This window comes from Parabacteroides sp. TM07-1AC (genome assembly GCF_003480915.1).
Taxonomy (GTDB): Bacteria; Bacteroidota; Bacteroidia; order Bacteroidales; family Tannerellaceae; genus Parabacteroides; species Parabacteroides chongii.
This window is the reverse complement of record NZ_QUKD01000001.1, coordinates 918,931-945,464: the sequence shown is the minus strand read 5'-3', so window position 1 is coordinate 945,464 and position 26,534 is coordinate 918,931. Positions and strand designations below refer to the sequence as shown.

The following is a 26,534-nucleotide window of genomic DNA, read 5'->3' as shown; positions in this document are numbered from 1 at the left end:
AACGGAACAAAGGTAGCGATTTCTTTATTCGCTGCATAGCAATACAAGTTTTTTCCTATATTTGTGGCTTAATTTTATCGAACAGATTATAATACATTTGTATGGAATACTTCAATCTCCTGATTGATTTCGTGCTGCATATCGACACCCATCTGGCAGCGCTTGTGTCAGCCTACGGCATTTGGATATATGCCATTTTGTTCCTGATCATTTTTTGTGAAACAGGATTGGTAGTAACACCCTTTCTTCCGGGTGATTCGTTGTTATTTGTGGCGGGAGCGCTGGCGGCTTTGCCGGGTAACCCGATGAATGTGCATCTGATCGTACTGGTGCTGATTGTCGCGGCCGTACTGGGAGATGCCTCTAACTATATAATAGGCAGGTTCTTCGGTGAAAGGCTGTTCAGTAAACCGGATTCGAGAATATTTAAACAGAGTTATCTGGAGAAAACGCATAAATTTTATGAAAAGCACGGAGGGAAAACCATTATCCTAGCCCGTTTCGTTCCCATTGTGCGTACGTTCGCACCGTTCGTGGCGGGGATGGGGCATATGAATTACCGTCATTTCGCTTCGTATAATATCGTTGGAGGGATTGTCTGGGTGGTCTTGTTTTCATATGCCGGCTATTTCTTCGGCGGAATGGAGATCGTTCAAAAGAATCTGGAACTGCTGATTGTCCTCATCATCTTTATCTCCATCCTGCCGGGAGTGATTGAAATAGTCCGGAATAAATATTTTGTTAAAACAAACTGATCAGCAAGGCGATATTCAATACGGTCACCATGGTTCCCAGTAATAGCAACAGGATGGTGGTTGAACGTGAATTGACATATTGCCCCATCACTTTTTTACTGGAAGTAAGATATACTTGCGAAAAGACGGTGATGGGAAGTTGCACGCTGAGTAACATCTGCGAAAGAATCAATCCTTTGAACGGGTCGCCGATCAGGAAGATGATAAGCAATGCCGGAACGAACGAAAGAATAACCCCCAGTTTGGAGTGCAAGTCTTTGTGGTTGTATGCCTCCCCGTAAAAACCGGCAAAGATGGATGCTCCGGCAATTCCGGATGTGATCGTCGAGGAAATACCGGCAAGCAATAAGGCGGCGGCAAAGATAACGCCTGCATTGTTTCCGACCAGCGGAACCAGCAATTGCTGTGCCTGGTCCAGTTCGTCCACGGTAATCTTTTCCTTGAAGAAAGTGGCTGCTGCCAGGATGATCATCGCCGAATTGATTGCCCAGCCGATCACCATCGACAGGAGCGTATCGTAAAATTCATATTTCAATTGTTTCTTGATAACGGATTCATCTTCCAGGTTCCATTCGCGACTCTGAATCACTTCCGAGTGCAGGAACAGGTTATGCGGCATGACAACGGCACCGAGCACACTCATGATGATCAGCATTGAGTTTTCGGGGAAAGAAGGTTTTACCCATCCCACGACAGCCTGTCCCCAATTTACATCGACTAGAGCCAGCTCATATAAGAAGGACAATCCGATGATGGAAACGAACATGATGATCCAGCGTTCGATCTTGCTGTATGTATTACTGAGCAGCATGATCAGACAGGCCACCGTAACGATCACGGCACCGATCTTTATCGGTATGCTGAACAGCATTCGTAACGCAATGGCTCCACCCAGTATCTCCGCAAGTGAGGTGGATATACTGGCAAGCATTGCCGATCCTAGAATAGGCCGGCTGAGTGCACGGGGCATATATTTGTTGGTCGCTTCCGATAAGCAAAGTCCGGTGACGATCCCCAGGTGGGCAACGTTGTGCTGGATGATGATCAGCATAATGGATGAAAAGGTAACGACCCATAACAGGGCATAACCGAATTCGGATCCGGCGGCAAGGTTGGTTGCCCAGTTTCCCGGGTCGATGAATCCGACAGTGACTAATAAACCGGGACCAATATATTTCAAAAGGTCTAATCCTCCGGAACGAGGTTTGTGATTGATTTTGAGTTTGTCTAAAAGTTTCATGTCTTGTCTTATCTTTTTGTTTTTAATACTTACAGTGTCTTGTTTAATCTTTTCATGCAACGTGAGCGCCTCGGCTCATAAGACCTGCACCAGTCGGCTCATGCTTCATGAGCAACTTCCTTTTATGGGAACGTCAGAATAAACGACGTTTTGTTTATAGCCGGATTGCTCTTCAACGCGATACTGCCACCCGACAGTCGCATGATCTGTCGCGAGATAGATAACCCGATACCGCTGCCGCCTTCTTTGGTGGTGAAGAACGGGACAAAGATATGTTCCGCTTCTTCCGGCGGGATGCAGGGACCGTTGTTGCTGACCTCGATGATCACGGATTCATCCGGATTGCAAGATGCGTTCAGTTCAATTCGTCCGTCCGGTTGTTCGCTGCCGATGGCCTGCATGGCGTTCTTTAGCAGGTTCAGTACAACCTGCGTGATCAGTTTCTCATCAGCGTAAACGATCAGGTCGGCCGGCTCTATATGTATATTAATCGTTATATTGGGGAATTTGTTGTGATGGCGGGCCAGATTTATCATCCGTTCCGCGAATTTCTGCACATAGAACAACGACGGTTCAGGGGTTGGGATATGGGTAAACTTGCGATACGACTCAACGAACGATATCAGGCTCTTGCCGGTCGTACTGATCACTTCCAGTCCGTTCCGTATATCGCTGTCGGCATCCTCATGGATGGATAATAAGGTATCGCTCAGCGAAGTAATAGGGGTGACGGAATTCATGATCTCGTGAGTCAGTACACGAGTCAGGCGTATCCATGAATCGATTTCCTTGTCATCCAGTTCGCTGTTGATATCGTTGATTGCCAGGATACGTACGTGTTTTTCCTGCAGGGTCATTTCGGAGACGCGGATAGACAGGTTGACCGTGCCGCGTTCGTTTACGAATGATATCTGATGTTTATCCCCAGGGAGAATATTGGCGATTGTAGCTTGTAGTTTGTCGTCGATGCGTGCCAGCTGTTTGACATGGGTAAAGACGGAAAGCCCCAGCAGGCGGAGTGCTTCATTGTTGGTCTGAAAGATATTGCCGGTATCGTCCAGTACGATGATGCCGGTATTGACCGAATTCATGATCAACTCATAATATTTTTCTTTTTGGACGGCATCCGCTTTTGCCTGGAACAGAATCTGGGTGATACGGTTCAGTGATTCGCTGACTAGCTTGTCGTTGGATGAACGTCCGCGGGTGGCGTATTGGAATGCATAGTCGCTGTTGTCGATCGCATCGAACATAAAGGCAACTTTTTGGGCATTACGTTTGAATAACTCGCTCATCATCCGCATGGAATAGAGCCAGCCGATAAGAATGAGAATGAGCCATTCCCATTGCCGGGTCATGGCGAAGTAGGTCCCGCAGCCGGTAAATATACCGAACAGACCCAGCCGGAAAGTCAGGCTATGATAGATACCTTTTAACATTATTACAGCTCGTAACGTTTGATTTTGTTGTACAGTGTCTGACGTGAAATACCCAGCTGGCTGGCAACGAGCGAAAGATTGCCATTGTATTTATCCATGGCATTTTTGATCATGTTGTATTCCATTTCTTCCAATGTGGTAGCTTCTTTCAGAGGAGATTCTTTCTTACGGGGAAAATCGAAATCCGAGCTGTCGAGCGTTTCTCCTTCGGAAATGATCACTGCCTTTTCGATGGTATGCTCCAATTCGCGGATATTACCGAACCAGGGTTGTTGTTTCAGTTTTTCCTTTGCGTCCGCATTCAGGCGCATGGATGATTTTCCGTAAATAGAGCAATATTTAGCGAGGAATATCTCTGTCAGCGGCACGATATCTTCGGGGCGGTCGCGGAGGGACGGTATTTCCACATGTATCGTATTGATACGGTATAAAAGGTCTTCGCGGAATTGTTCTTTCTGTACCATATCCTGCAGGTCGCGGTTTGTCGCACAGATCAGGCGGATATTGACCGGAATAGGCGTGTTGCTTCCCACTCGTACTACGCTGCGGCGTTGTAGGGCAGTCAGTAATTTGGCTTGCAGATGGTAGGAGAGGTTCCCTATCTCATCCAGGAAAAGGGTCCCGTTGTTGGCTGCTTCAAACTTTCCCGGACGGTCGGCGCGGGCATCGGTAAAAGCACCTTTCATATGGCCGAACAGTTCGCTTTCGAACAGCGTTTCGGTGATGGCGCCCATGTCTACTGGAACCATGGCTTCTTTTTTACGGTTCGACAACATATGTATTTCTCTTGCCAGCATTTCCTTACCGGTTCCGTTCTCTCCGGTGATCAGGATGTTGGCATCTGTTTTTGCTACTTTCTCGATCAGGTTGCGAAGTTGCTGCATCGCATTGCTTTCGCCCCAAAACATGCCGCTTTCCTTCGAGACAACCAGTTTGCTGTTTTCGTGAGGAATACCTTTCTTGTTGGCTGTCCGGATATCATAAGCCGTTTTCAACGTTTCCAGTAACTTGGCGTTATTCCAGGGTTTGACAACGAAGTCGGTAGCGCCTTCCTTGATTCCCCTTACCGCCAGGTCTATATCAGCATAAGCGGTGAAGAGAACAACCTGTACCGACGGGTCTTCCTTCTTTATTTCGGAAAGCCAAAAAAGCCCTTCATTTCCGGTATTGATACCGGCACTGAAGTTCATATCGAGTAAAACAACGTCTACGTTTTCATTATGCAGGGTTGTTTTGATTTTGTTTGGGGTAGAGATAGTTATCACTTTCTCAAAACAGGTGCCTAACAGCATCTGTACTGCGGTAAGAATCCCCTTATTGTCGTCTACGACCAGTATGGTGCCTTGTTTAGCCATATATGATAATATGTATATATTTAGTGCAAAGTTACTACAAAAAAGTGAAATGCGGAAAGATATAGTGATAGAATTGAGTTACAAGGGTTTTGGTTGAAGTGGCGATAATCCGTGAAGCCATTACAATCCCTGCCGAAGCCAAATCCTGACGCCGCTACGTTACTTGTTCGTAACCATGCCCGAAAATGCGACAAACGGGTACGAATAGCGAAACAAGGCTCTAAGGAATAGTGAGTTATCCATAACTCATGCGAAAAATCAGGTTACGGAAAAAGATTGCGCCGTTCCTCCCCGTTTTGCGTACCAACACCGGACTCTTCACCAACTAATTTTGAAACCCAAAAATTAAGGACAATGAAGAGTACATTTTCAGTAATCTACTACCTCAAGCGTCAGGTAGTGAAAAAGGACGGGACAGTTCCCGTCATGGGACGCATCACGGTGGACGGCAGCCAGACACAGTTCAGCTGCAAACTGACTGTCGATCCGAAACTGTGGGACACCAAAGGTGGACGTGTCACGGGCAGAAGCACGGCGGCACTCGAAACGAACCGTATGCTTGACAAGATGCGGGTACGCATCAACAGGCATTATCAGGAAATCATGGAGCGTGACAACTTCGTCACGGCGGAGAAGGTGAAGAACGCCTTTCTCGGACTGGAACACCGCTACCACACGCTGATGCAGGTGTTCCGCCAGCACAACGAGGACTACGAGAAGCAGGTGGAGGCAGGCATGAAAGCCAAAGGCACGCTGCTGAAGTACCGCACCGTTTACAAGCACATGCAAGAGTTCCTCGACATCCGCTACCATGTGAAGGACATCGCCCTAAAAGAGCTTACCCCGGCTTTCATCTCCGACTTCGAGATGTTCCTGCGCACGGACAAGCACTGCTGCACCAATACCGTGTGGCTGTACGTCTGCCCGTTACGGACGATGGTATTCATCGCCATCAACAACGAGTGGCTGACGCGCGACCCGTTCCGCGAGTATGAAATCAAGAAGGAGGAAACAACACGCAGTTTCCTGACCAAAGATGAGATCCGCCTGCTGATGGAGGGGAAACTGAAAAACGCCAAACAGGAATTGTACCGCGACCTCTACCTGTTCTGCGCCTTCACGGGGCTGTCGTTCGCGGATATGCGCAACCTTACGGAAGAGAATATCCGCACCTACTTCGACGAACACGAGTGGATAAACATCAACCGCCAGAAAACGGGCGTGGTGTCCAACATCCGCCTGCTCGACATCGCCAACCGCATAATCGGCAAATACCGGGGACTGTGCGGGGACGGCAGGATATTTCCCGTTCCGCATTATAACACGTGCCTTGCCGGTATCCGTGCCGTCGCCAAGCGTTGCGGCATCACCAAGCATATCACGTGGCATCAGAGCCGCCACACGGCAGCCACGACGATATTCCTCTCCAACGGTGTTCCCATCGAAACGGTCAGCTCCATGCTCGGACACAAGAGCATAAAGACGACGCAGATTTACGCAAAGATAACCAAAGAGAAGCTCAATCAGGACATGGAGAACCTTGCCGCAAGATTGAACGGCGTCGAGGAATTTGCAGGTTGCACCATCTAAAAAGAAAAGCCATGAAACGTGACACAATCATCATCGAGGACAAGGCAGTCAGCGTAACCGGTAACGACGTGTGGATGACCGCCACCGAAATAGCCGGATTGTTCCATACGACCGTCCCGGCAGTGAACGCCGCCATCAGAGCCGTCCGCAAGTCGGACGTGCTGAACGACTACGAGGTGTGCCGCTACATGCAGCTTGAAAACGGGCTGCACGCGGACGTGTACGCCCTTGAAATCATCATCCCGGTCGCTTTCAGGGTGAATACCTACAACACCCACCTGTTCCGCACATGGCTGGTGGGAAAGGCACTCTCACAAGAGAAACGGCAGACATACGTGATGTTCATACAGAACGGAAAAGCCGGGTATTGCTGATTGCACATACCCCATAAGACAAGTAAACGGGTAGCACCACAAAAGGTGTCACCCGTTTACTTTTTCATGAAACCGCCTCACTCCAGCGGCTTGCGGTAGTTCGCTTCCAGTACCCCGCGCAGCCCCGTTTCCGGGTAAAGCACCTTCCCTCCCAAAAGTATGAAGGGCAACACGCGGTTGTTGCGGTATTCCTGCAAGGTGCGCCGGCTCACACGGAGCAGTTCCGACACCTCGCCGTCCGTCAGGTAACGTTCCCCGTCCAGCGGAGGACGGTAGCTTTCCAGAAATGCGGACAGCCATTTCGAGCCTTTGCGCATATCCTGCACCACAGAGGCTATCGGCTCGTCTTCCATCGTAAAAACATCGTTGTTCTCGTTCATCATAACTTCGGATTCAGTGGGTGAATAAATCAAATCATCTGCCGTGCGGATAGAGCGTGCCGACAAGCGGTATCAGCCGCTTCACCTCCTCTGGCTTGTAATAGAACCTGCGGTTTATCTGCGAGTAGCCGATAAGCCGCCTGTCACGCAGCGTCTGCAACGTGCGCGGGCTTATTCTCAACTGCCCGCAGACCTCCTCGCCCGTGAGCCATCTTTCCATGCGCCCCGTGTCGCTTTTGCGCCTCAGGGCGGCGACCTTCTCCGAGAGTGCGCCGAATGCCGCCACCATCATCTCGAAAGTCTTTTTCTCGATAGATACTATTTCCATATTCATGTCATTTAGAGTTTGCCGCAAAGGTAACGAAACGGCATACAAGACGTATCGTTTTCCGCTGAAAGGCTGCCTGTTGCGCCGTTTGACCGGGTTACGGAGCCATCTTCCGCAAAAATCTTACGTGAGTCACGTAGTGAGTTGTTAAAGCCCCTTTTGTTTATTGCCGAATTTTGTCGCAGAAACAAAAAGAAAGGACTGAACATGAAAGTGATAACAATGGAAAGTTCCGCCTACAAGGAGATGATGGCGCAGATTGCGAACATCGCAGGGTACATCCGCGAGGCAAGGGACGAGAAGAAACGGAAGCGGGAAACCGAAGACAAGCTGCTTGACACGGCACAGGCGGCGAAGATGCTCAACGTGAGCAAGCGCACCATGCAGCGTATGCGCACCGACCACCGTATCGAGTATGTGGTGGTACGCGGAAGCTGCCGCTACCGCCTTTCCGAGATACTGCGGCTATTGGAGGACAACACAGTAAGGAACGAGGAAGGGACAATAGACACCCTGTTCCACAACCACACGCTGCGCACGGGCGGCAAACCAAAAGGAAGGAGGACATAGGTCATGGAACTGCTCACACGAAACAACTTCGAGGGCTGGATGCAGAAGCTGATGGAACGGCTCGACCGTCAGGACGAACTGCTGCTGGCGATGAAGGCTGAGGGGAAACAGCCCACTATCACGGAAAGCATCCGCCTTTTCGACAATCAGGATTTGTGCATGTTGCTCCAGATAAGCAAACGCACCCTCCAACGCTACCGCAGCGTAGGCGCATTGCCCTACAAGACGCTGGGCAAGAAGACCTATTACAGCGAGGAGGACGTGCTGACATTCCTTTCCAACCATATCAAGGACTTCAAAAAGGAAGATATAGCCTTCTACAAGGCTCGTATCCATAATTTCTTTCATAAATAACCCATTAAAACATTTTTCAGATGGCAAAGAAAAAAGACGAAAAGGACGTGCTGGTAGTCCGTGACGAGAAGACAGGCGAGATCAGCGTGGTAGCCGGGCTGAACGCGGACGGCACACCCAAGCGCACCCCCGCAAAAGCGGAGAACGCGCAGAGTTTCCTGCAATTCGACCGACATGGCGACGTGCTGGACAACTTCTTCAAGAACTTCTTCCGGCAGTGCAAGGAACCCAGCCGCTTCGGTTTCTACCGCATTGCGGCAGACCAAGCTGAAAATCTCTTAGAGGTGATGAAGCAACTGCTGAAAGACCCCGAAGCGAACAAGGAGCTGCTCGCCCCTCACAAGGTGGACACCTCCGACTATGAGAAGAAGGTGCAGGAAGAGATGGCAGCACAACAGACAGAGAAACAAGAACCTCAAAAACAGGAGAACATGGAACAACGGAAAGAACAGCAACAGGACAAATCCGAACAGATGTAGGGCAAACGTGGCTACCAGCCCATCGACGAGAGTAAAATCAACTGGCAGGAGCTGGAGGACAGATGGGGCGTAAAGCGGGACAACCTTGAAAAGTCCGGCGACCTTACGAAGATGCTCAACTATGGCAAGTCCGACTTGGTAAAGGTCAAACCGACCTTCGGCGGCGAATCATTCGAGCTGGACGCCCGCCTCTCCTTCAAGAAGGACGGTGAGGGAAACATCAGCCTCGTGCCGCACTTCATCCGCAAGGAGCAGAAGCTGGATGAGTACAAGGAACACAAATTCTCCGACAATGACCGGAAGAACCTCCGCGAAACGGGCAATCTCGGTAGGGTCGTGGACATTGTGGACAGGGAAACGGGCGAGATCATCCCCTCCTACATCAGCATCGACCGCAAGACGAATGAAATCACGGACATTCCGGCAAGCAGGGTGCGCATCCCGGAGCGCATCGGCAAGACGGAAATCACCACGCAGGAGCGGGACATGCTCCGCGCCGGACTGCCCGTACGCGACAAGCTCATCGAGCGCAACGACGGCAGAAAGTTCGTCACCACCCTGCAAGTGAACGTGGAGCAGCGCGGCGTGGAGTTCGTGCCGGGAACCGGCAAGTCGCCCCGTACCGCACAGACACAGGAAACCAAAGGCGACACATCGAAAAGTCAGGCGCAGGGCGGGGAAAATGCCGCACAGACCAAGAAGGAGCAACGCCGCAACACGTGGACGAACGAGGACGGCAGCATCCGCCCCATCAGCAAATGGAGCGGCGTGAGCTTCACCGACCAGCAGAAAGCCGACTATGTGGCGGGTAAAGCCGTGAAGCTGGAGAACGTGACCGACAAGCAGGGCTTCCATGCCACGATGTATATCAAGTTCAACCCGGAGAAGGGACGCCCGTACCGCTACGACACGAACCCTGACAATGCACAGCAGGTTGCTCCGTCCAACGAGAGCCGCACGCAGGTGGCGGTGAACAACGATGGCAAGACCAACGAGGCTACAAAGAATCTGAGAGAGCCGTTGCAGAAAGGTCAGACCAACCCGAAGGACGCCCGCCAGCAACAGCAGCAGGAGAAGCCGCAGAAGAAAACGGGCAAGGGCATGAAAATGTAATCCCGTGTCCGCCACTGAATCCAAAATAAAATCCAAAGTATCAACAAAAAAGAAGAAGACATGAAGACAATCATTGCAGAAAAGCCCTCCGTGGCACGTGAAATCGCCCGCATCGTGGGCGCGACAAAGAGAGAGGAAGGATATTTCGAGGGAGGCGGTTATGCCGTGACATGGGCATTCGGACACCTCGTTCAGCTTGCCATGCCCGACGGCTACGGCGTGCGCGGATTTGTCCGTGACAACCTCCCGATTATTCCCGACACATTCACGCTCGTCCCCCGTCAGGTCAGGACGGAGAAAGGTTACAAGCCCGACAGCGGCGTGGTGTCGCAGATAAAAGTCATCAAAAGACTGTTCGACACAAGCGAACATATCATCGTGGCGACCGATGCCGGACGCGAGGGAGAGCTTATCTTCCGCTACCTCTACCACTATACGGGTTGCACCACTCCTTTCGTGCGCCTGTGGATCAGCTCTCTCACCGACAAAGCTATCCGCGAGGGACTGCGGAAACTCGAAGACGGCAGCAAATACGACAACCTCTACCTCGCCGCCAAAGCGCGGAGCGAATCCGACTGGCTCGTGGGCATCAACGGCACACAGGCGTTATCCATCGCCGCCGGACACGGCACGTATTCCGTGGGGCGGGTGCAGACACCAACGTTGGCTATGGTATGTGAACGCTACTGGGAGAACCGCCGCTTTACGTCCGAAGCATTCTGGCAGCTCCATATCGCAACGGACGGTTGCGACGGCGAAGTCGTGAAATTCTCATCCTCCGAGAAATGGAAAGAGAAAGAACCGGCGATGGAACTATATAATAAGGTAAAGGCGGCAGGTTGCGCCACTGTCACGAAAGCCGAGCGCAAGGAGAAGACGGAGGAAACTCCCTTGCTCTACGACCTGACCACGCTCCAGAAAGAAGCCAACGCCAAGCACGGCTTCACGGCGGAACAGACGCTTGAAATCGCGCAGAAACTCTACGAAAAGAAGTTGATAACCTATCCGAGAACGGGAAGCCGCTACATCCCCGAAGACGTGTTTGCCGAAATTCCCAAACTGCTCGCTTTCATCGGCACACAGCCCGAATGGAAAGACAAGGTGCGGGCAAAAGCCGCCCCGACACGCCGCAGCGTGGACGACGGCAAGGTGACAGACCACCATGCCCTGCTCGTCACGGGTGAGAAACCGCTCTTCCTCTCCAAAGAGGACAATACCATCTATCAGATGATTGCCGGGCGCATGGTCGAGGCATTCTCTGAGAAATGCGTCAAGGATGTGACCACTGTCACGGCGGAATGTGCCGGAGTGGAGTTTACCGTAAAAGGCAGCGTCGTGAAGCAAACCGGATGGCGTGCCGTCTATGGCGAGGAAAAAGAGGAAATTACCATCCCCGGCTGGCAGGAAGGCGACACGCTGACACCGAAAGGCTCGTCCATTACCGAAGGAAAGACCAAACCCAAGCCGCTGCATACCGAAGCCACCCTGCTCTCGGCAATGGAAACGGCGGGCAAGGAAATTGAGGACGACGCACTGCGGCAGGCGATGAAGGACTGTGGCATCGGTACTCCCGCCACACGCGCCTCCATCATCGAAACGCTTTTCAAGCGCGGTTACATGGAACGCTGCAAGAAGTCGCTTGTTCCCACCGAAAAAGGACTTGCCCTCAATTCCGTCGTCAAGACGATGCGCATCGCCGATGTTGCCATGACGGGCGAATGGGAAAAGGAGCTGGCGCGTATCGAGCGCGGGGAACTGTCCGACGACACCTTCCGCAAGGAGATAGAGGCGTACACACGTGAGATAACCTCCGAACTGATCTCGTGCGACAAGCTCTTCGGCAGCCGTGACTCCGGCTGCGCGTGTCCCAAGTGTGGCACGGGCAGGATGCGGTTCTACGGCAAGGTGGTACGCTGCGACAACACGGAGTGCGGACTGCCCGTGTTCCGGCTGAAAGCGGGACGCACCCTGTCCGACGATGAAATCAAAGACCTGCTCACCGAAGGGCATACCAAGCTGCTCAAAGGGTTCAAGAGCAAACAGGGCAAGAGTTTCGATGCTGTTGTCGCCTTTGACGGGGAATATAACACGACTTTTGTGTTCCCGGAGGCTAAAAAGGACAAGAAATTTTCAGGACGGAAGAAATAGTATTAACTTTGCCACTTGTTCAGAGTAATGAATTGTTCTTCGATACCGGATTACACTCATACTTTGGATTTAGTGGTGGCACTCGGAGGGATACCGAGTGCCTTTTTCTTCCTTTTTCCAACCGATTATCCCGTTAATTATCAATCCGCTAAATCCAAAGTAATGAACAACAAGAAGAAAAACGAGGGTCAGACCGACTTTTCCTATTACGGTCTGTACCTGCTGGACTATCTCCGCACGAACAAGTTTGAACAGGCTGACGACACCGCTTTCATACGGGAACGGGCCGACCGTGCCGCCGAAACGTATGAGAGGGCACGGCTTGAAGGCTATCCCGCCGATGGTGCGCAGGAACTGGCGATGGACACGCTGCTGCGCGGGCTGCATTATTCCCGTTACGCCATCCTCCGCGAAGTCGTGGAAAACGAGTTTGCCGATGAAGTGCCGGAAGAGAAGCGTGAAGCCTTTGTCCTGAAACTGCTGCCGCTTGTCGGCAACGTGTTCTCCGTCTATGACCTCTCGGATGACAATTTCGCCCTGTCTTCCGATTACGACCTGCTCTACACGGAGCTGACGGGAGCAACCGTCCTTTACTTAGACGAATATGGCGTTTAACCGCAAACAGAAACTGCGGGACAACATCGAGGCGATACGGACGGCATTCATCCTTGACAGGGAAAATAGGACAGCGACAACCGAAGAGCGTGCCATACTTCAAAGGTACTGCGGTTTCGGCGGTCTGAAATGTATCCTCAACCCTGCAAAGGAACTGACGGATGCCGTCCGGTGGGCGAAATCCGACCTCGAACTGTTCGCCCCGACGGTGGAGCTGCACAGGCTTATCCGTGAGAACAGCAAGGACGAAACAGAGTACAAGCGGTTTGTGGATTCGCTGAAAGCGTCCGTGCTGACCGCTTTCTACACCCCCAAAGAGATAACCGACACCATCGCGGACGTGCTGGCAGATTACAGCGTCCGCCCCGCCCGTATGCTCGAACCGTCGGCAGGTGTCGGCGTGTTCGTGGATTCCATGCTGCGGCACAGCCCCAATGCGGATGTGATGGCTTTCGAGAAGGATCTGCTCACGGGTACAATCTTGAGGCATCTCTATCCCGACCAGAAAATGCGCACCTGCGGTTTTGAGAAAATCGAAAGACCGTTCAACAATTATTTCGACTTGGCGGTGTCCAACATTCCGTTCGGTGACATTGCCGTGTTCGACGCGGAGTTTCAGCGGAGCGACTCTTTCGGCAGACGCTCCGCCCAGAAAACCATCCACAACTATTTCTTTCTCAAAGGACTGGATGCCGTGCGTGACGGCGGTATCGTGGCGTTCATCACCTCGCAAGGGGTATTGAATAGCACCAAGACCTCCGTGCGTAACGAGCTGTTCAGTCAGGCCAATCTGGTATCCGCGATACGCCTGCCCAACAACCTGTTCACGGACAACGCGGGCACGGAGGTGGGCAGTGACCTGATTGTCCTGCAAAAGAACCTCAGCAAGAAGGAAATGTCGCAGGACGAGCGGCTGATGACCGTGATACAGACGGACACGAAAACCGCCCTGACCGACAACGCCTATTTCATCCACCACCCGGAACGCATCGTGCATACGATGGCGAAACTTGACACAGACCCCTACGGGAAGCCCGCTATGGTTTATCTGCACGAGGGCAAGGCAGCAGGCATCGCCGGGGATTTGCGCCGTATGCTCGACGAGGATTTCCATTACAGGCTTGCCATGCGCTTGTATTCGGGTTCAATCCGGCAGGCAGGAACGGAAGAAAAAGTTGCCGTTCAAAATAAAGTAGAGCGTCCTGCCATAAAATTGGAAACAGTATCCTCGGCGCAGACGGTGGAAACTCCGACAGAAAAGCCGCAACCCGCAGATGAAAAGCCGGAGATAGAACCGCGCCCGCAATATTCCGCAGGCGTGCAGCTCACCCTGCTTGACCTCTGGGGGATGACGGAAGAGGTCAGCCAACCGAAAACCTCCAAAAAGAAAAAGACGGTGAAAAAGGCAGTTACGGCAAAGTCCACTCCGCCCAAACCGAAAGTCACGGTTACACCGACAGCTCCAACTGCAAAACCCGCAATGGAGAATAAGGAGGTGAAAGCGGAGAACACCGCCAAGCCTGCCGACCCGGACGACATCTATGCCACACTGGACTGGGATACCAATCCTCCCATCAACGGTTTCTATGAAATGATGATGGGTTTGACGCCGGAGCGTAGGAAAGAACTTCGGGAACTGGCAAGGCAGCATAACGAGAAACAAGTGGCGGAAAAGACGGAAGTGAAAGCCGTGCCGGAAACTTCCCGTGAGCAGCCACGACAGGAGGAAACACAGCCGGAGGCAGTCGCCGCACCTGCCGTTACAGATACCCCATCGGAAGCGGTGGGGACTTTCCTTTTCCCCGACATCGAAGCGGAAAAGCCGAAGGAGGAAGTCGTGGACCTTTCTCCGCGTGCCTACCACCGCACGCCGGAGATGCACCTGCGCGAAGGGTCGCTGGTGGCTGACCGGGGGCGTCATAACATCGGCTACCTGAAAGACATCACGCCATACGGGGCGACATTCCAGCCGCTCGACCTGAAAGGATACCAGAAGGAAAAGGCGTTGTTGTATGTGTCGCTGCGTGACGCCTACGAGCGTCTGTACCGTTATGAATCGCTCCGGCGCGAGGCAAATGTTCCGTGGCGAGAGCATCTGAATACCTGTTACGATGAGTTTGTCATGCGCTACGGCAACCTCAACGCCAAGCAGAACGTGAAGTTAGTGATGATGGATGCGGGCGGGCGCGACATCCTTTCGCTGGAACGGATGGAAAACGGAAAGTTCGTCAAGGCGGACATCTTCGAGCATCCTGTTTCCTTCGCGGTGGAGAGCCATGCCAACGTAGGCTCTCCCGAAGAAGCCCTGTCTGCGTCGCTCAACAAATATGGTACGGTCAATCTCGACTATATGCGGGAGATAACCGACAGCACGGCGGAGGATTTGCTCACTGCCCTGCAAGGGCGCATCTACTACAATCCGCTCGTGACCGGTTACGAAATCAAAGACCGTTTCATCGCCGGAAATGTCATAGAGAAAGCGGAACGCATAGAGGCATGGATGGGTGACAATCCCGAAAATGAGCGTATGCCGGAGGTGAAGCAGGCGTTGGAGGCTCTGAAAGATGCCGAGCCGCAGCGCATCGCCTTCGAGGATCTGGACTTCAATTTCGGGGAACGCTGGATTCCGACGGGTGTCTATGCCGCCTACATGAGCCGGCTGTTCGACACGGAGGTGAAAATCGCCTATTCCGCAAGCATGGACGAGTTTTCGGTGGTGTGCGGCTACCGCACCATGAAAATCACGGACGAGTTTCTGGTGAAGGGGTATTACCGGAACTATGACGGTATGCACCTCCTAAAACACGCCCTGCACAACACCTGCCCTGACATGATGAAGTCCATCGGCAAGGACGAGCATGGCAACGACATCAAGATGCGCGACAGCGAGGGAATACAACTCGCCAACGCCAAGATTGACGAGATACGAAACGGCTTCTCCGAATGGCTCGAAGAGCAGTCGCCGCAGTTCAAGGAGCGGCTTGTGACGATGTATAACCGCAAGTTCAACTGTTTCGTGCGCCCGCGCTACGACGGCTCCCATCAGACCTTTCCCGACCTCAACCTGAAAGGGCTGGCAAGCCGGGGTATCAAGAGCGTCTATCCCTCACAGATGGATTGCGTCTGGATGTTGAAACAGAACGGCGGCGGAATTTGCGACCACGAGGTGGGAACCGGTAAGACGCTGATAATGTGCATCGCCGCGCATGAGATGAAGCGTCTGAATTTGGCACACAAGCCGATGATTATCGGGCTGAAAGCCAACGTTGCGGAGATTGCAGCCACCTATCAGGCGGCATATCCCAACGCACGTATTCTGTACGCTTCGGAGAAGGACTTTTCGACCGCCAACCGTGTGCGCTTCTTCAATAATATAAAGAACAACGACTACGATTGCGTCATCATGTCGCACGACCAGTTCGGCAAGATACCGCAGTCGCCGGAATTGCAGCAGCGCATCCTGCAAGCAGAGCTTGACACGGTGGAGGAAAACCTCGAAGTGCTACGGCAGCAGGGAAAGAACGTGTCGCGGGCGATGCTGAAAGGATTGGAGAAGCGCAAGCACAACCTTGAAGCGAAGCTGGAGAAGGTGGAACACGCCATAAAGTCACGCACGGACGACGTGGTGGATTTCAAGCAGATGGGCATCGACCACATCTTCATAGATGAGAGCCACCAGTTCAAGAATCTGACTTTCAACACGCGCCACGACCGTGTGGCGGGATTGGGAAACAGCGAGGGAAGCCAGAAGGCACTTAACATGCTCTTTGCCATACGCACCATACAGGAGCGCACAGGAAAAGACTTGGGTGCGACCTTCCTCTCCGGCACGACTATCAGCAACTCACTGACTGAATTGTACCTGCTGTTCAAGTACCTGCGCCCGAAGGAGCTGGAACGGCAGGACATAAGGTGTTTCGACGCTTGGGCGGCGATATTTGCCAAGAAGACGACGGATTTTGAATTTAACGTGACGAACAATGTGGTCCAGAAGGAGCGTTTCCGCTACTTCATCAAAGTGCCGGAGCTTGCCGCCTTCTATAATGAAATCACGGACTACCGCACGGCGGAGGATGTGGGCGTTGACCGTCCTGCCAAGAACGAGATACTGCACCATATACCGCCCACGCCGGAACAGGAGGACTTCATACAGAAACTGATGCAGTTCGCCAAGACGGGCGATGCCACCTTGTTGGGCAGGCTGCCGCTTTCGGAAACGGAAGAAAAGGCGAAGATGCTCATCGCCACGGACTATGCCCGGAAAATGGCACTCGACATGCGCATGATAGACCCGAATTACGAAGATCATCCCGACAACAAAGCGAGTCACTGTGCCAAGATGATCGCGGAGTATTATCAAAAATACGACGCCCAGAAAGGCACGCAGTTCGTTTTCTCTGATTTGGGGACATACCAGCCGGGCGACGGGTGGAACGTCTATTCGGAAATCAAGCGCAAACTGACGGAGGACTACGGTATACCGCCAAGCGAGGTGCGCTTCATTCAGGAGTGCAAGACCGACAAGGCGCGGAAGGCGGTGATAGACGCCATGAACGCCGGGACGGTGCGTGTGCTGTTCGGCTCTACCTCTATGCTCGGAACGGGTGTGAACGCCCAGAAACGGTGTGTGGCTATCCATCATCTCGATACGCCGTGGCGACCGTCCGACTTGCAACAGCGTGACGGACGCGGAGTTAGGGCAGGTAATGAGATTGCCAAACATTTCGCCGGGAACAACGTGGATGTAATCATCTACGCGGTGGAGAAGTCACTGGACAGCTACAAGTTCAACCTCCTGCACTGCAAGCAGACTTTCATAAGCCAGCTCAAAAGCGGTGCGATGGGTGCGCGTACCATCGACGAGGGGGCAATGGACGAAAAATCGGGCATGAATTTCTCGGAATACATGGCGTTGCTCTCCGGCAATACCGACCTGTTGGACAAGGCGAAACTGGAAAAGCGGATCGCATCGCTCGAAGGGGAACGCAAGTCGTTCAACAAGGGCAAGCGTGATTCGGAGTTCAAGCTGGAGTCAAAGACCGGCGAGTTGCGCAACAACACGGCTTTCATAGATGCCATGACGGAGGACTGGAACCGCTTCCTGTCGGTGGTGCAGACCGACAAGGAGGGCAACCGCCTTAATATAATAAAGGTGGACGGAGTGGATTCCGCCGATGAGAAGGTCATCGGAAAGCGTTTGCAGGAGATAGCCAAGAATGCCACGACCGGAGGGTTGTACACGCAGGTCGGTGAACTTTACGGTTTTCCGATAAAGGTGGTGAGCGAAAGGATACTCAAAGAGGGATTGGAGTTCACCGACAACCGCTTCGTGGTCGAGGGGAACTACAAGTACACCTACAACAACGGGCATCTGGCGATGGCTGACCCGTTGGCCGCCGCCCGCAACTTCCTCAACGCGATGGAGAGGATACCCTCCATCATCGACCAGTACAAGGCGAAGAACGAGGTGCTGGAGATGGAGATACCGCAGTTACAGGAGATAGCGGGTAAGGTGTGGAAGAAGGAGGACGAGCTGAAGCAGTTGAAGTCCGAACTTGCCGCCCTTGACCGAAAAATTCAGCTGGAGCTTGCGCCACCCACGCCCGAAGTCGCAGAAAAGGAGAATGAAGGGCAACAGCTCAAGCCGGAAGCGGAAGATGTGAGGAACAGGCAGGCGCAATATCCCGAAAATGCACCGCCGCAGATACGCAGTCCGGCGGATAGTATCGTTGCCAACCATGTCATAATCGGGCGTCCGGGACTGTATGCCAAGGAGGAAACCCGGTCCAAAGGATTGAAAATATAACCTAAGGAATTTTATCTGAAGTATTAATAAGGGCTATCCCAAAAGGTCTAAAAGTAAATTTTATCCTTTCTGCAAGTATCTATAGGATGGCAACTGCATTTTTTTCTTTTTGGGCAGCCCTTATTAAAATTTATTCTTATTTTAGGTTATATACATTCATGTCCATTTATGTAAAAAATTCCTGCTGACCTTGTTTATGTCTTGTCAGTCACCATTTGCAAAACCATATTTGACCCTCAAAGAGGCTGAATTTGATAAGTAACTTGCTACATACTCATAATAAGGAGCTAAATAGAACACGAATGGGAAATACACAAATGCTAAACTAAAGAAGATATTGGCCAAAATAAACGCTATACCGAGAGAGAAACTTGATTTTTCAACTTCCTAAAACGGTGTTGTTCAAACATTTCTACTTATTTGTACTTGCCAGTTGAACCTACGCTTCCCTAATAAAATGTCTATGGTAAAAAGTTAAAAAATCCTCCCACTTTTGTTAGATATATTTTTTTGTGTAATTTTGTAATCGTTATGCGGCAGTAATAATATACATATTAATACGAGTTAGTAATCCTGTAGTTCTCATATGCTACGAGGAGGTATTAAAAGGTGCGTTTCGACAATGCATCTACTGTAGTATATTATTGCTTAATCCAAATGAATATTATAAATTTAGGAATTCTTGCTCACATTGATGCAGGAAAAACTTCCGTAACCGAGAATCTGCTGTTTGCCAGTGGAGCAACGGAAAAGTGCGGCCGTGTGGATAATGGTGACACCATAACGGACTCTATGGATATAGAGAAACGTAGAGGAATTACTGTCCGGGCTTCTACGACATCTATTATCTGGAATGGAGTGAAATGCAATATCATTGACACTCCGGGACACATGGATTTTATTGCGGAAGTGGAGCGGACATTCAAAATGCTTGATGGAGCAGTCCTCATCTTATCCGCAAAGGAAGGCATACAAGCGCAGACAAAGTTGCTGTTCAGTACTTTACAAAAGCTGCAAATCCCGACAATTATATTTATCAATAAGATTGACCGTGCCGGTGTGAATTTGGAGCGTTTGTATATGGATATAAAAACAAATCTGTCGCAAGATGTCCTGTTTATGCAAACTGTTGTCGATGGATCGGTTTATCCGGTTTGCTCCCAAACATATATAAAGGAAGAATACAAAGAATTTGTATGCAACCATGACGACGATATATTAGAACGATATTTGGCGGATAGCGAAATTTCACCGGCTGATTATTGGAATACGATAATCGCTCTTGTGGCAAAAGCCAAAGTCTATCCGGTGCTACATGGATCAGCAATGTTCAATATCGGTATCAATGAGTTGTTGGACGCCATTTCTTCTTTTATACTTCCTCCGGCATCAGTCTCAAACAGACTTTCAGCTTATCTCTATAAGATAGAGCATGACCCCAAAGGGCATAAAAGAAGTTTTCTTAAAATAATTGACGGAAGTCTGAGACTTCGAGACGTTGTAAGAATCAACGATTCGGAAAAATTCATCAAGATTAAAAATCTAAAGACTATTTATCAGGGCAGAGAGATAAATGTTGATGAAGTGGGTGCCAATGATATCGCGATTGTAGAAGATATAGAAGATTTTCGAATCGGAGATTATTTAGGTGCTAAACCTTGTTTGATTCAAGGATTATCTCATCAGCATCCCGCTCTCAAATCCTCCGTCCGGCCAAATAAGCCCGAAGAGAGAAGCAAGGTGATATCCGCTCTGAATACATTGTGGATTGAAGACCCGTCTTTGTCCTTTTCCATAAACTCATATAGTGATGAATTGGAAATCTCGTTATATGGTTTGACCCAAAAGGAAATCATACAGACATTGCTGGAAGAACGATTTTCCGTAAAGGTCCATTTTGATGAGATCAAGACTATCTACAAAGAACGACCTATAAAAAAGGTCAATAAGATTATTCAGATCGAAGTACCACCCAACCCTTACTGGGCCACAATAGGGCTGACTCTTGAACCCTTACCGTTAGGGGCAGGGTTGCAAATCGAAAGTGACATCTCCTATGGTTATCTGAACCATTCTTTTCAAAATGCCGTTTTTGAAGGGATTCGTATGTCTTGCCAATCTGGTTTACATGGATGGGAAGTGACAGATCTGAAAGTAACTTTTACTCAAGCCGAGTATTATAGCCCGGTAAGTACACCTGCTGATTTCAGACAGCTGACCCCTTATGTCTTCAGGCTGGCTTTGCAACAGTCAGGTGTGGACATTCTCGAACCGATGCTCTGTTTTGAGTTGCAGATACCCCAAGTAGCGAGTTCCAAAGCTATTACAGATTTGCAAAAACTGATGTCTGAGATTGAAGACATCAGTTGTAATAATGAGTGGTGTCATATTAAAGGGAAAGTTCCATTAAATACAAGTAAAGACTATGCCTCAGAAGTAAGTTCGTACACTAAGGGCTTAGGCATTTTTATGGTTAAGCCATGTGGGTATCAAATAACAAAAGACGGTTATTCTGATAATATCCGCATGAACGAAAAAGATAAACTTTTATTCATGTTCCAAAAATCAATGTCATTAAAATAATGGAGCGGTCAGGAAATTTCTATAAGGCAATACGGTTGGGATATATACTTATCTCCATTCTTATCGGATGTATGGCATATAATAGCCTCTATGAATGGCAGGAGATAGAAGCATTAGAACTTGGCAATAAAAAAATAGACGAGCTCCGAAAAGAAATAAACAATATCAATATTCAAATGATAAAATTTTCTCTATTGGGTGAAACAATACTGGAATGGAACGATAAAGATATCGAGCATTACCATGCACGGCGTATGGCAATGGACAGTATGCTCTGCCGTTTCAAGGCCACCTATCCAGCAGAGCGCATCGATAGTGTGCGCAGTCTTTTAGAGGATAAGGAACGACAGATGTTCCAGATAGTCCGGTTAATGGATGAACAACAATCTATTAACAAGAAGATAGCCAATCAAATTCCGGTTATTGTACAGAAAAGTGTGCAGGAACAGTCCAAAAAGCCAAAACGAAAAGGTTTCTTAGGCATATTCGGCAAAAAAAAGGAAGTAACTCCAGCAGTATCAACCACTATCCTTCATTCGGTCAATAGAAACGTAATCAGCGAACAGAAAGTGCAGGATCGCCAATTGTCGGAACAAGCCGACAGCCTTGCAGCTCGTAATGCAGAACTTAACAGACAACTGCAAGAATTGATTTGCCAAATAGAAGAAAAGGTACAAACCGAACTGCAAAGCCGGGAAAACGAAATAGTTGCCATGCGTGAAAAGTCATTTATGCAAGTAGGCGGTTTAATGGGATTCGTTCTTCTATTGTTGTTAATTTCCTACATCATCATACATCGTGATGCAAAAAGCATTAAACAATACAAGCACAAGACAACTGATTTGATAAGGCAACTGGAACAATCCGTACAACGGAACGAGGCACTGATAACGTCAAGGAAGAAGGCGGTACATACTATCACCCATGAACTGCGCACACCGCTGACAGCAATAACAGGCTATGCCGGACTGATACGGAAAGAACAGTGTGAGGATAAGTCCGGGCAGTATATCCAAAACATACTGCAATCCTCCGACCGTATGCGGGATATGCTTAACACTTTGCTTGACTTCTTCCGCCTGGACAACGGCAAGGAACAGCCCCGTCTGTCACCCTGCCGGATTTCAGCAATCACGCACACACTTGAAACGGAGTTCATGCCTGTTGCCGTGAACAAAGGGCTGTCCTTGTCCGTGAAGACTGGACACGATGCCATTGTATTGACCGACAAAGAGCGAATAATACAAATCGGGAATAACCTGCTGTCAAACGCTGTCAAGTTCACAGAAGAAGGCGGTGTTTCTTTGATTACTGAATATGATAATGGAGTTCTGACACTGGTCGTTGAAGATACAGGTACAGGCATGACAGAAGAGGAACAGAAACAAGCGTTCGGTGCGTTTGAACGTCTATCAAATGCCGCCGCAAAGGAGGGTTTCGGGCTTGGGCTTGCCATAATGCGTAATATTGTGTCGATGCTTGGCGGAACAATCCGTTTAGACAGCAAGAAAGGGAAAGGCAGTCGTTTCACAGTTGAAATTTCTATGCAGGAAGCTGAAGAACAGCTTGGATATACAAGCAATACACCTGTTTATCATAACAATAAATTCCATGATGTTGTCGCCATTGACAATGATGAGGTATTACTTCTGATGCTGAAAGAGATGTATTCCCAAGAAGGAATACACTGCGACACTTGCACCGATGCTGCGGCACTGATGGAAATGATACGCCAGAAAGAATACAGCCTGTTGCTGACAGACTTGAATATGCCCGATATAAACGGTTTCGAATTGCTGGAACTGTTGCGTTCGTCCAACGTGGGCAATTCACCAACAATCCCGGTGGTTGTGGCAACCGCTTCGGGCAGTTGTAACAAAGGGGAACTATTGGCAAAAGGCTTTGCCGGATGCCTGTTCAAACCGTTCTCCATATCGGAACTGATGGAGGTTTCCGACAGGTGTGCCATAAAAGCGACACCGGACGGGAAACCGGACTTTTCCGCCTTATTGTCCTATGGCAATGAAGCCGTCATGCTGGAAAAGTTGATAACTGAAACAGAAAAGGAAATGCAGGCGGTACGGGATGCAGCAAAAGAAAAAGACCTGCAAAAGCTGGATTCCCTGATCCACCACCTGCGCAGTTCGTGGGAGGTGCTCCGTGCCGACCAACCGCTGAATGTACTTTACGGATTGCTTCGTGGCGATGCTCTCCCGGATGGTGAAGCGTTAAGCCATGCCGTGACTGCCGTGCTGGATAAGAGAGTGGAAATAATACGGTTGGCAGAAGAGGAAAGGAGAAAATACGAAGATGAATAAGACAAAAATAATTGTGGTGGAAGACAACATCGTGTATTGCGAATATGTCTGCAATATGCTGTCACGGGAGGGCTACCGCAATATGAAGGCTTACCACCTCTCAACCGCGAAGAAACATCTGCAACAGGCAACAGATAATGATATCGTGGTTGCCGACCTGCGTCTGCCTGACGGCAGTGGCATAGACCTTTTGTGCTGGATGCGAAAGGAGGGAAAGATGCAGCCCTTCATCATTATGACCGACTACGCCGAAGTTAATACCGCCGTGGAAAGCATGAAACTCGGCTCGATAGACTATATTCCCAAACAGCTTGTGGAGGATAAACTTGTCCCCCTGATCCGTTCCATACTGAAAGAACGTCAGGCAGGACAACGCCGTATGCCTATATTCGCCCGTGAAGGTTCCGCCTTTCAGAAAATCATGCACCGCATAAGGCTGGTAGCCGCCACCGATATGAGCGTGATGATATTTGGTGAGAACGGCACGGGCAAGGAGCATATTGCCCACCTGTTGCATGACAAGAGCAAACGTGCAGGCAAGCCATTTGTGGCGGTGGACTGCGGTTCACTCTCCAAAGAGCTTGCACCGTCGGCTTTCTTCGGACACGTCAAAGGTGCATTTACAGGTGCGGACAATGCCAAGAAAGGATATTTCCATGAGGCGGAAGGCGGCACGTTGTTTCTGGACGAGGTAGGAAACCTCGCGTTGGAAACCCAACAGATGTTGCTCCGTGCCATACAGGAGAGGCGGTATCGCCCGGTCGGAGACAAGGCAGACCGGAATTTCAATGTCCGCATCATCGCTGCTACCAATGAAGATTTGGAGGTATCGGTGAATGAAAAGCGTTTTCGGCAGGATCTTCTGTACCGCCTGCACGACTTCGGGATAACCGTTCCTCCGTTGCGTGACTGTCAAGAAGACATTATGCCGCTGGCAGAGTTCTTCCGTGATATGGCAAACAGAGAGCTGGAGTGTAGCGTGAGCGGGTTCAGTTCCGAAGCACGTAAAGCGTTGCTGACACACGCATGGCCGGGCAACGTGCGGGAACTTCGGCAGAAAGTTATGGGTGCTGTATTGCAGGCGCAGGAAGGTGTTGTCATGAAAGAGCATCTGGAACTTGCCGTGACGAAACCGACCTCTACTGTCAGCTTCGCCTTGCGCAATGACGCGGAGGATAAGGAGCGGATATTGCGTGCGTTGAAACAGGCAAACGGCAACCGGAGTGTCGCCGCAGAACTGCTCGGCATAGGCAGGACAACACTATACAGCAAACTTGAAGAGTATGGACTTAAATATAAATTCAAGCAATCATAGCCCGTAATTCACTGAATTTGGCTATCTTTGCATAACATTTGAGAAAAACGGCGATTGGCAGGAGCTTTTCGCCGCCAACATATAGGATAAGACCGCAAGGCGTTTCAAGCGAAAATCTGGTAAATTGGAACTACGGAGACGATTGCGTGATGCTTATGCTATGCTTACGCATAGCGTGCATTCACGTACTCTCCGTAAAGGCTTTACCAGAGCCATCGCTTGAAGGTAGTGTGAATTGCACGCTACTTTTTTACCCTTGCCTAACGAAAGGAAACGATTATGGGTAAAGTTCAGATTCTCGCCGTACTGACGATGGACGGATGTCTTTCTTCAGAGTTATATGATAAAGCACATCAGGATTTGTGCCTTGACCGTTGCGGTCTTGATGAAATCAGGAAGAAAGCCTTTTACCGTGTGACACCGGACTATTCCATTTCAATGCTGCACGAATGGAGAAAAGACTGCACAAACATCCGTTACCTCGCGGAAGCCACACCGGACACGGCAGACTATATAAACGGACTGCTGCGGATGCACGCTGTGGATGAAATCATACTATACACCGTTCCTTTCATATCCGGAAGCGGACGACATTTTTTTAAGTCGGCTCTGCCAGAGCAACACTGGACGCTTTCCTCTTTGAAAAGCTATCCCAACGGTGTATGTCGCATTATCTATATCCTTGATAAAAAAGCAAGATAGCCAAAATGTGCGGCAAGCATACATTTCTATTTTCAGGAATAGAATAAATGTTCCGATTACAAACAATTTAAGTCGGAGATAATTTGTCCTTGTGAAAAAATACTGAATTTTATACCTCTGAAATCCAGCACTTTGTAAAATTGAGTGTTGGATTTTTTATTTTCTGCCGCGTTTTTTGCCAATTATATTCATGTGCGCACGCAGAAAACAAAGTGTAATTTTCAAAATTGACAGAACCATGAATTATTTCTTGCTGGCGGAAACCGACTTTTTCCGCCTGATAAACGAAGCCGGCGACTGCAATATGGAAACGGCATACACGGCTTTCGCCACCCAAGTGATCGAACTGTGCAACGGCGGCATGGACATGAACCTTACCGTCATCGCGCTTGCCTACATCGAAATCGAGTTGCAGCACCATCCCGTACGTAATCTGTCAGAAGAAAAAAGAGAGATTGCCGCCTACGTCAGCAAGGCTCTGTCTTTCGTAAGAAAGATGCAGAAATTCCTTGCCACGCCCCAAGTGCCACCACTAATATCCGCCAACAACGCAACAGAAACCACCGCCAGCCTTCTTCAATGGACGGGCAATGCCATCGACCTCGTGGAACTTATCTACGGCATAGACGTGATGGGCTGCATCAACAACGGCAATATGCCGCTCAAACAGCTCGCCCCACTTCTCTATAAGATATTCGGGGTTGATTCTAAAGACTGCTACCGCTTCTACACTGATATCAAACGCCGGAAGAACGAAAGCCGCACCTATTTCATTGACAGGATGCAGGAAAAACTGAACGAGAGAATGTTGCGTGATGAGGAGTTGGAGCGGATGAGAAAATAAAAAAATATCCATTACATATGAGAAGACAGGAATACTCGTATCCTGTCTTTTTATTTTCATTTAATTATATATTAATTAGCACAATATATGTGAGTTTTTCATTCCTATAAGGACAAATTTCAGAAACGTATGTCTGGTAAATTATTGAGTCATCATAGTATGAACATATATCATTACTAAAAACAATGAAACAACTTCCATAAGATTGTGGTTGTAAAAATCGCCA

At 49.8% G+C, this 26,534-nt stretch carries 18 protein-coding genes and 1 pseudogene; 14 read left to right on the top strand and 5 right to left on the bottom strand.

Translation table 11 applies throughout. From position 1 onward, the window contains the following. Positions 1-101: 101 nt before the first annotated feature. Positions 102-755 (top strand): DedA family protein, encoded by a 654-nt coding sequence (locus DXD68_RS03940; RefSeq protein ID WP_122360333.1) that lies wholly within the window; start codon positions 102-104, stop codon positions 753-755. Here DXD68_RS03940 and DXD68_RS03935 read toward each other — a convergent pair. The 3 genes from DXD68_RS03935 to DXD68_RS03925 form a co-directional block, all read right to left on the bottom strand. After that, positions 742-1,995 carry an Nramp family divalent metal transporter gene (locus DXD68_RS03935; protein ID WP_122360332.1) on the bottom strand — a complete coding sequence of 418 codons (1,254 nt, stop codon included), beginning with the start codon at positions 1,993-1,995 and terminating at the stop codon, positions 742-744. The two genes, DXD68_RS03940 and DXD68_RS03935, sit on opposite strands and share 14 nt — an antisense overlap. A 122-nt stretch (positions 1,996-2,117) precedes the next feature. Next, positions 2,118-3,434 carry a sensor histidine kinase gene (locus DXD68_RS03930; RefSeq protein ID WP_122360331.1) on the bottom strand — a complete coding sequence of 439 codons (1,317 nt, stop codon included), beginning with the start codon at positions 3,432-3,434 and terminating at the stop codon, positions 2,118-2,120. 2 nt (positions 3,435-3,436) lie between these two features. Then, on the bottom strand, positions 3,437-4,789 hold the full coding sequence (locus DXD68_RS03925; protein ID WP_122360330.1) for a sigma-54-dependent transcriptional regulator: 1,353 nt from the start codon (positions 4,787-4,789) through the stop codon (positions 3,437-3,439). A 354-nt stretch (positions 4,790-5,143) separates the two neighbouring features. On the opposite strand from DXD68_RS03925, the gene DXD68_RS03915 reads away from it, so the two are divergent. Next, positions 5,144-6,379 (top strand): site-specific integrase, encoded by a 1,236-nt coding sequence (locus DXD68_RS03915; RefSeq protein ID WP_004291422.1) that lies wholly within the window; start codon positions 5,144-5,146, stop codon positions 6,377-6,379. Between the two features lie 11 nt (positions 6,380-6,390). Further along, positions 6,391-6,753: a hypothetical protein gene (locus tag DXD68_RS03910; protein ID WP_004291423.1), complete on the top strand. Its 363-nt coding sequence runs from the start codon at positions 6,391-6,393 to the stop codon at positions 6,751-6,753. A 77-nt stretch (positions 6,754-6,830) separates the two neighbouring features. Here DXD68_RS03910 and DXD68_RS03905 read toward each other — a convergent pair whose 3' ends face one another. Continuing rightward, on the bottom strand, positions 6,831-7,136 hold the full coding sequence (locus tag DXD68_RS03905; protein ID WP_004291424.1) for a helix-turn-helix domain-containing protein: 306 nt from the start codon (positions 7,134-7,136) through the stop codon (positions 6,831-6,833). A 31-nt stretch (positions 7,137-7,167) separates the two neighbouring features. Continuing rightward, entirely contained in the window at positions 7,168-7,467 is a 300-nt protein-coding gene (locus DXD68_RS03900) for a helix-turn-helix domain-containing protein (protein ID WP_004291426.1), read from the bottom strand. Between the two features lie 201 nt (positions 7,468-7,668). Here DXD68_RS03900 and DXD68_RS03890 point away from each other — a divergent pair, with 201 nt between their 5' ends. From DXD68_RS03890 to DXD68_RS03840, 11 genes and pseudogenes are all read left to right on the top strand, one after another. Further along, complete coding sequence (locus tag DXD68_RS03890) at positions 7,669-8,031, top strand: helix-turn-helix domain-containing protein (protein ID WP_004304264.1); 363 nt, start codon at positions 7,669-7,671, stop codon at positions 8,029-8,031. Between the two features lie 3 nt (positions 8,032-8,034). After that, a complete protein-coding gene (locus DXD68_RS03885) occupies positions 8,035-8,385 on the top strand; it encodes a helix-turn-helix domain-containing protein (RefSeq protein WP_004291454.1) in 351 nt (116 codons plus the stop codon). Positions 8,386-8,405: 20 nt separating this feature from the next. After that, positions 8,406-9,977 (top strand): annotated as a pseudogene (locus DXD68_RS03880) (DUF3945 domain-containing protein). Positions 9,978-10,037: 60 nt separating this feature from the next. Further along, the gene (gene topB, locus DXD68_RS03875) at positions 10,038-12,125 is read left to right on the top strand and encodes a type IA DNA topoisomerase (protein WP_004291456.1); all 2,088 of its coding nucleotides are present in this window, start codon (positions 10,038-10,040) and stop codon (positions 12,123-12,125) included. A gap of 27 nt (positions 12,126-12,152) precedes the next feature. Next, entirely contained in the window at positions 12,153-12,740 is a 588-nt protein-coding gene (locus DXD68_RS03870) for a DUF1896 domain-containing protein (protein WP_004291461.1), read from the top strand. After that, positions 12,730-18,546, top strand: a complete 5,817-nt coding sequence (locus tag DXD68_RS03865) for an N-6 DNA methylase (protein WP_004291462.1) — start codon at positions 12,730-12,732, stop codon at positions 18,544-18,546. The genes DXD68_RS03870 and DXD68_RS03865 overlap by 11 nt, the downstream gene beginning before the upstream one ends. A 657-nt stretch (positions 18,547-19,203) precedes the next feature. Continuing rightward, on the top strand, positions 19,204-21,129 hold the full coding sequence (tet(Q), locus tag DXD68_RS03860; RefSeq protein WP_004291466.1) for a tetracycline resistance ribosomal protection protein Tet(Q): 1,926 nt from the start codon (positions 19,204-19,206) through the stop codon (positions 21,127-21,129). Beyond that, a complete protein-coding gene (locus DXD68_RS03855) occupies positions 21,129-23,447 on the top strand; it encodes an ATP-binding protein (protein WP_122360329.1) in 2,319 nt (772 codons plus the stop codon). The genes tet(Q) and DXD68_RS03855 overlap by 1 nt, the downstream gene beginning before the upstream one ends. After that, the gene (locus tag DXD68_RS03850; RefSeq protein ID WP_004291471.1) at positions 23,440-24,762 is read left to right on the top strand and encodes a sigma-54-dependent transcriptional regulator; all 1,323 of its coding nucleotides are present in this window, start codon (positions 23,440-23,442) and stop codon (positions 24,760-24,762) included. Before DXD68_RS03855 ends, DXD68_RS03850 begins: the two co-directional genes overlap by 8 nt. Positions 24,763-25,041: 279 nt before the next feature. Next, complete coding sequence (locus DXD68_RS03845; RefSeq protein ID WP_004291474.1) at positions 25,042-25,464, top strand: dihydrofolate reductase family protein; 423 nt, start codon at positions 25,042-25,044, stop codon at positions 25,462-25,464. Between the two features lie 238 nt (positions 25,465-25,702). Beyond that, positions 25,703-26,308, top strand: coding sequence for an RteC domain-containing protein (locus tag DXD68_RS03840; RefSeq protein ID WP_004304269.1), 606 nt, complete (start codon positions 25,703-25,705; stop codon positions 26,306-26,308). Positions 26,309-26,534 lie beyond the last annotated feature (226 nt).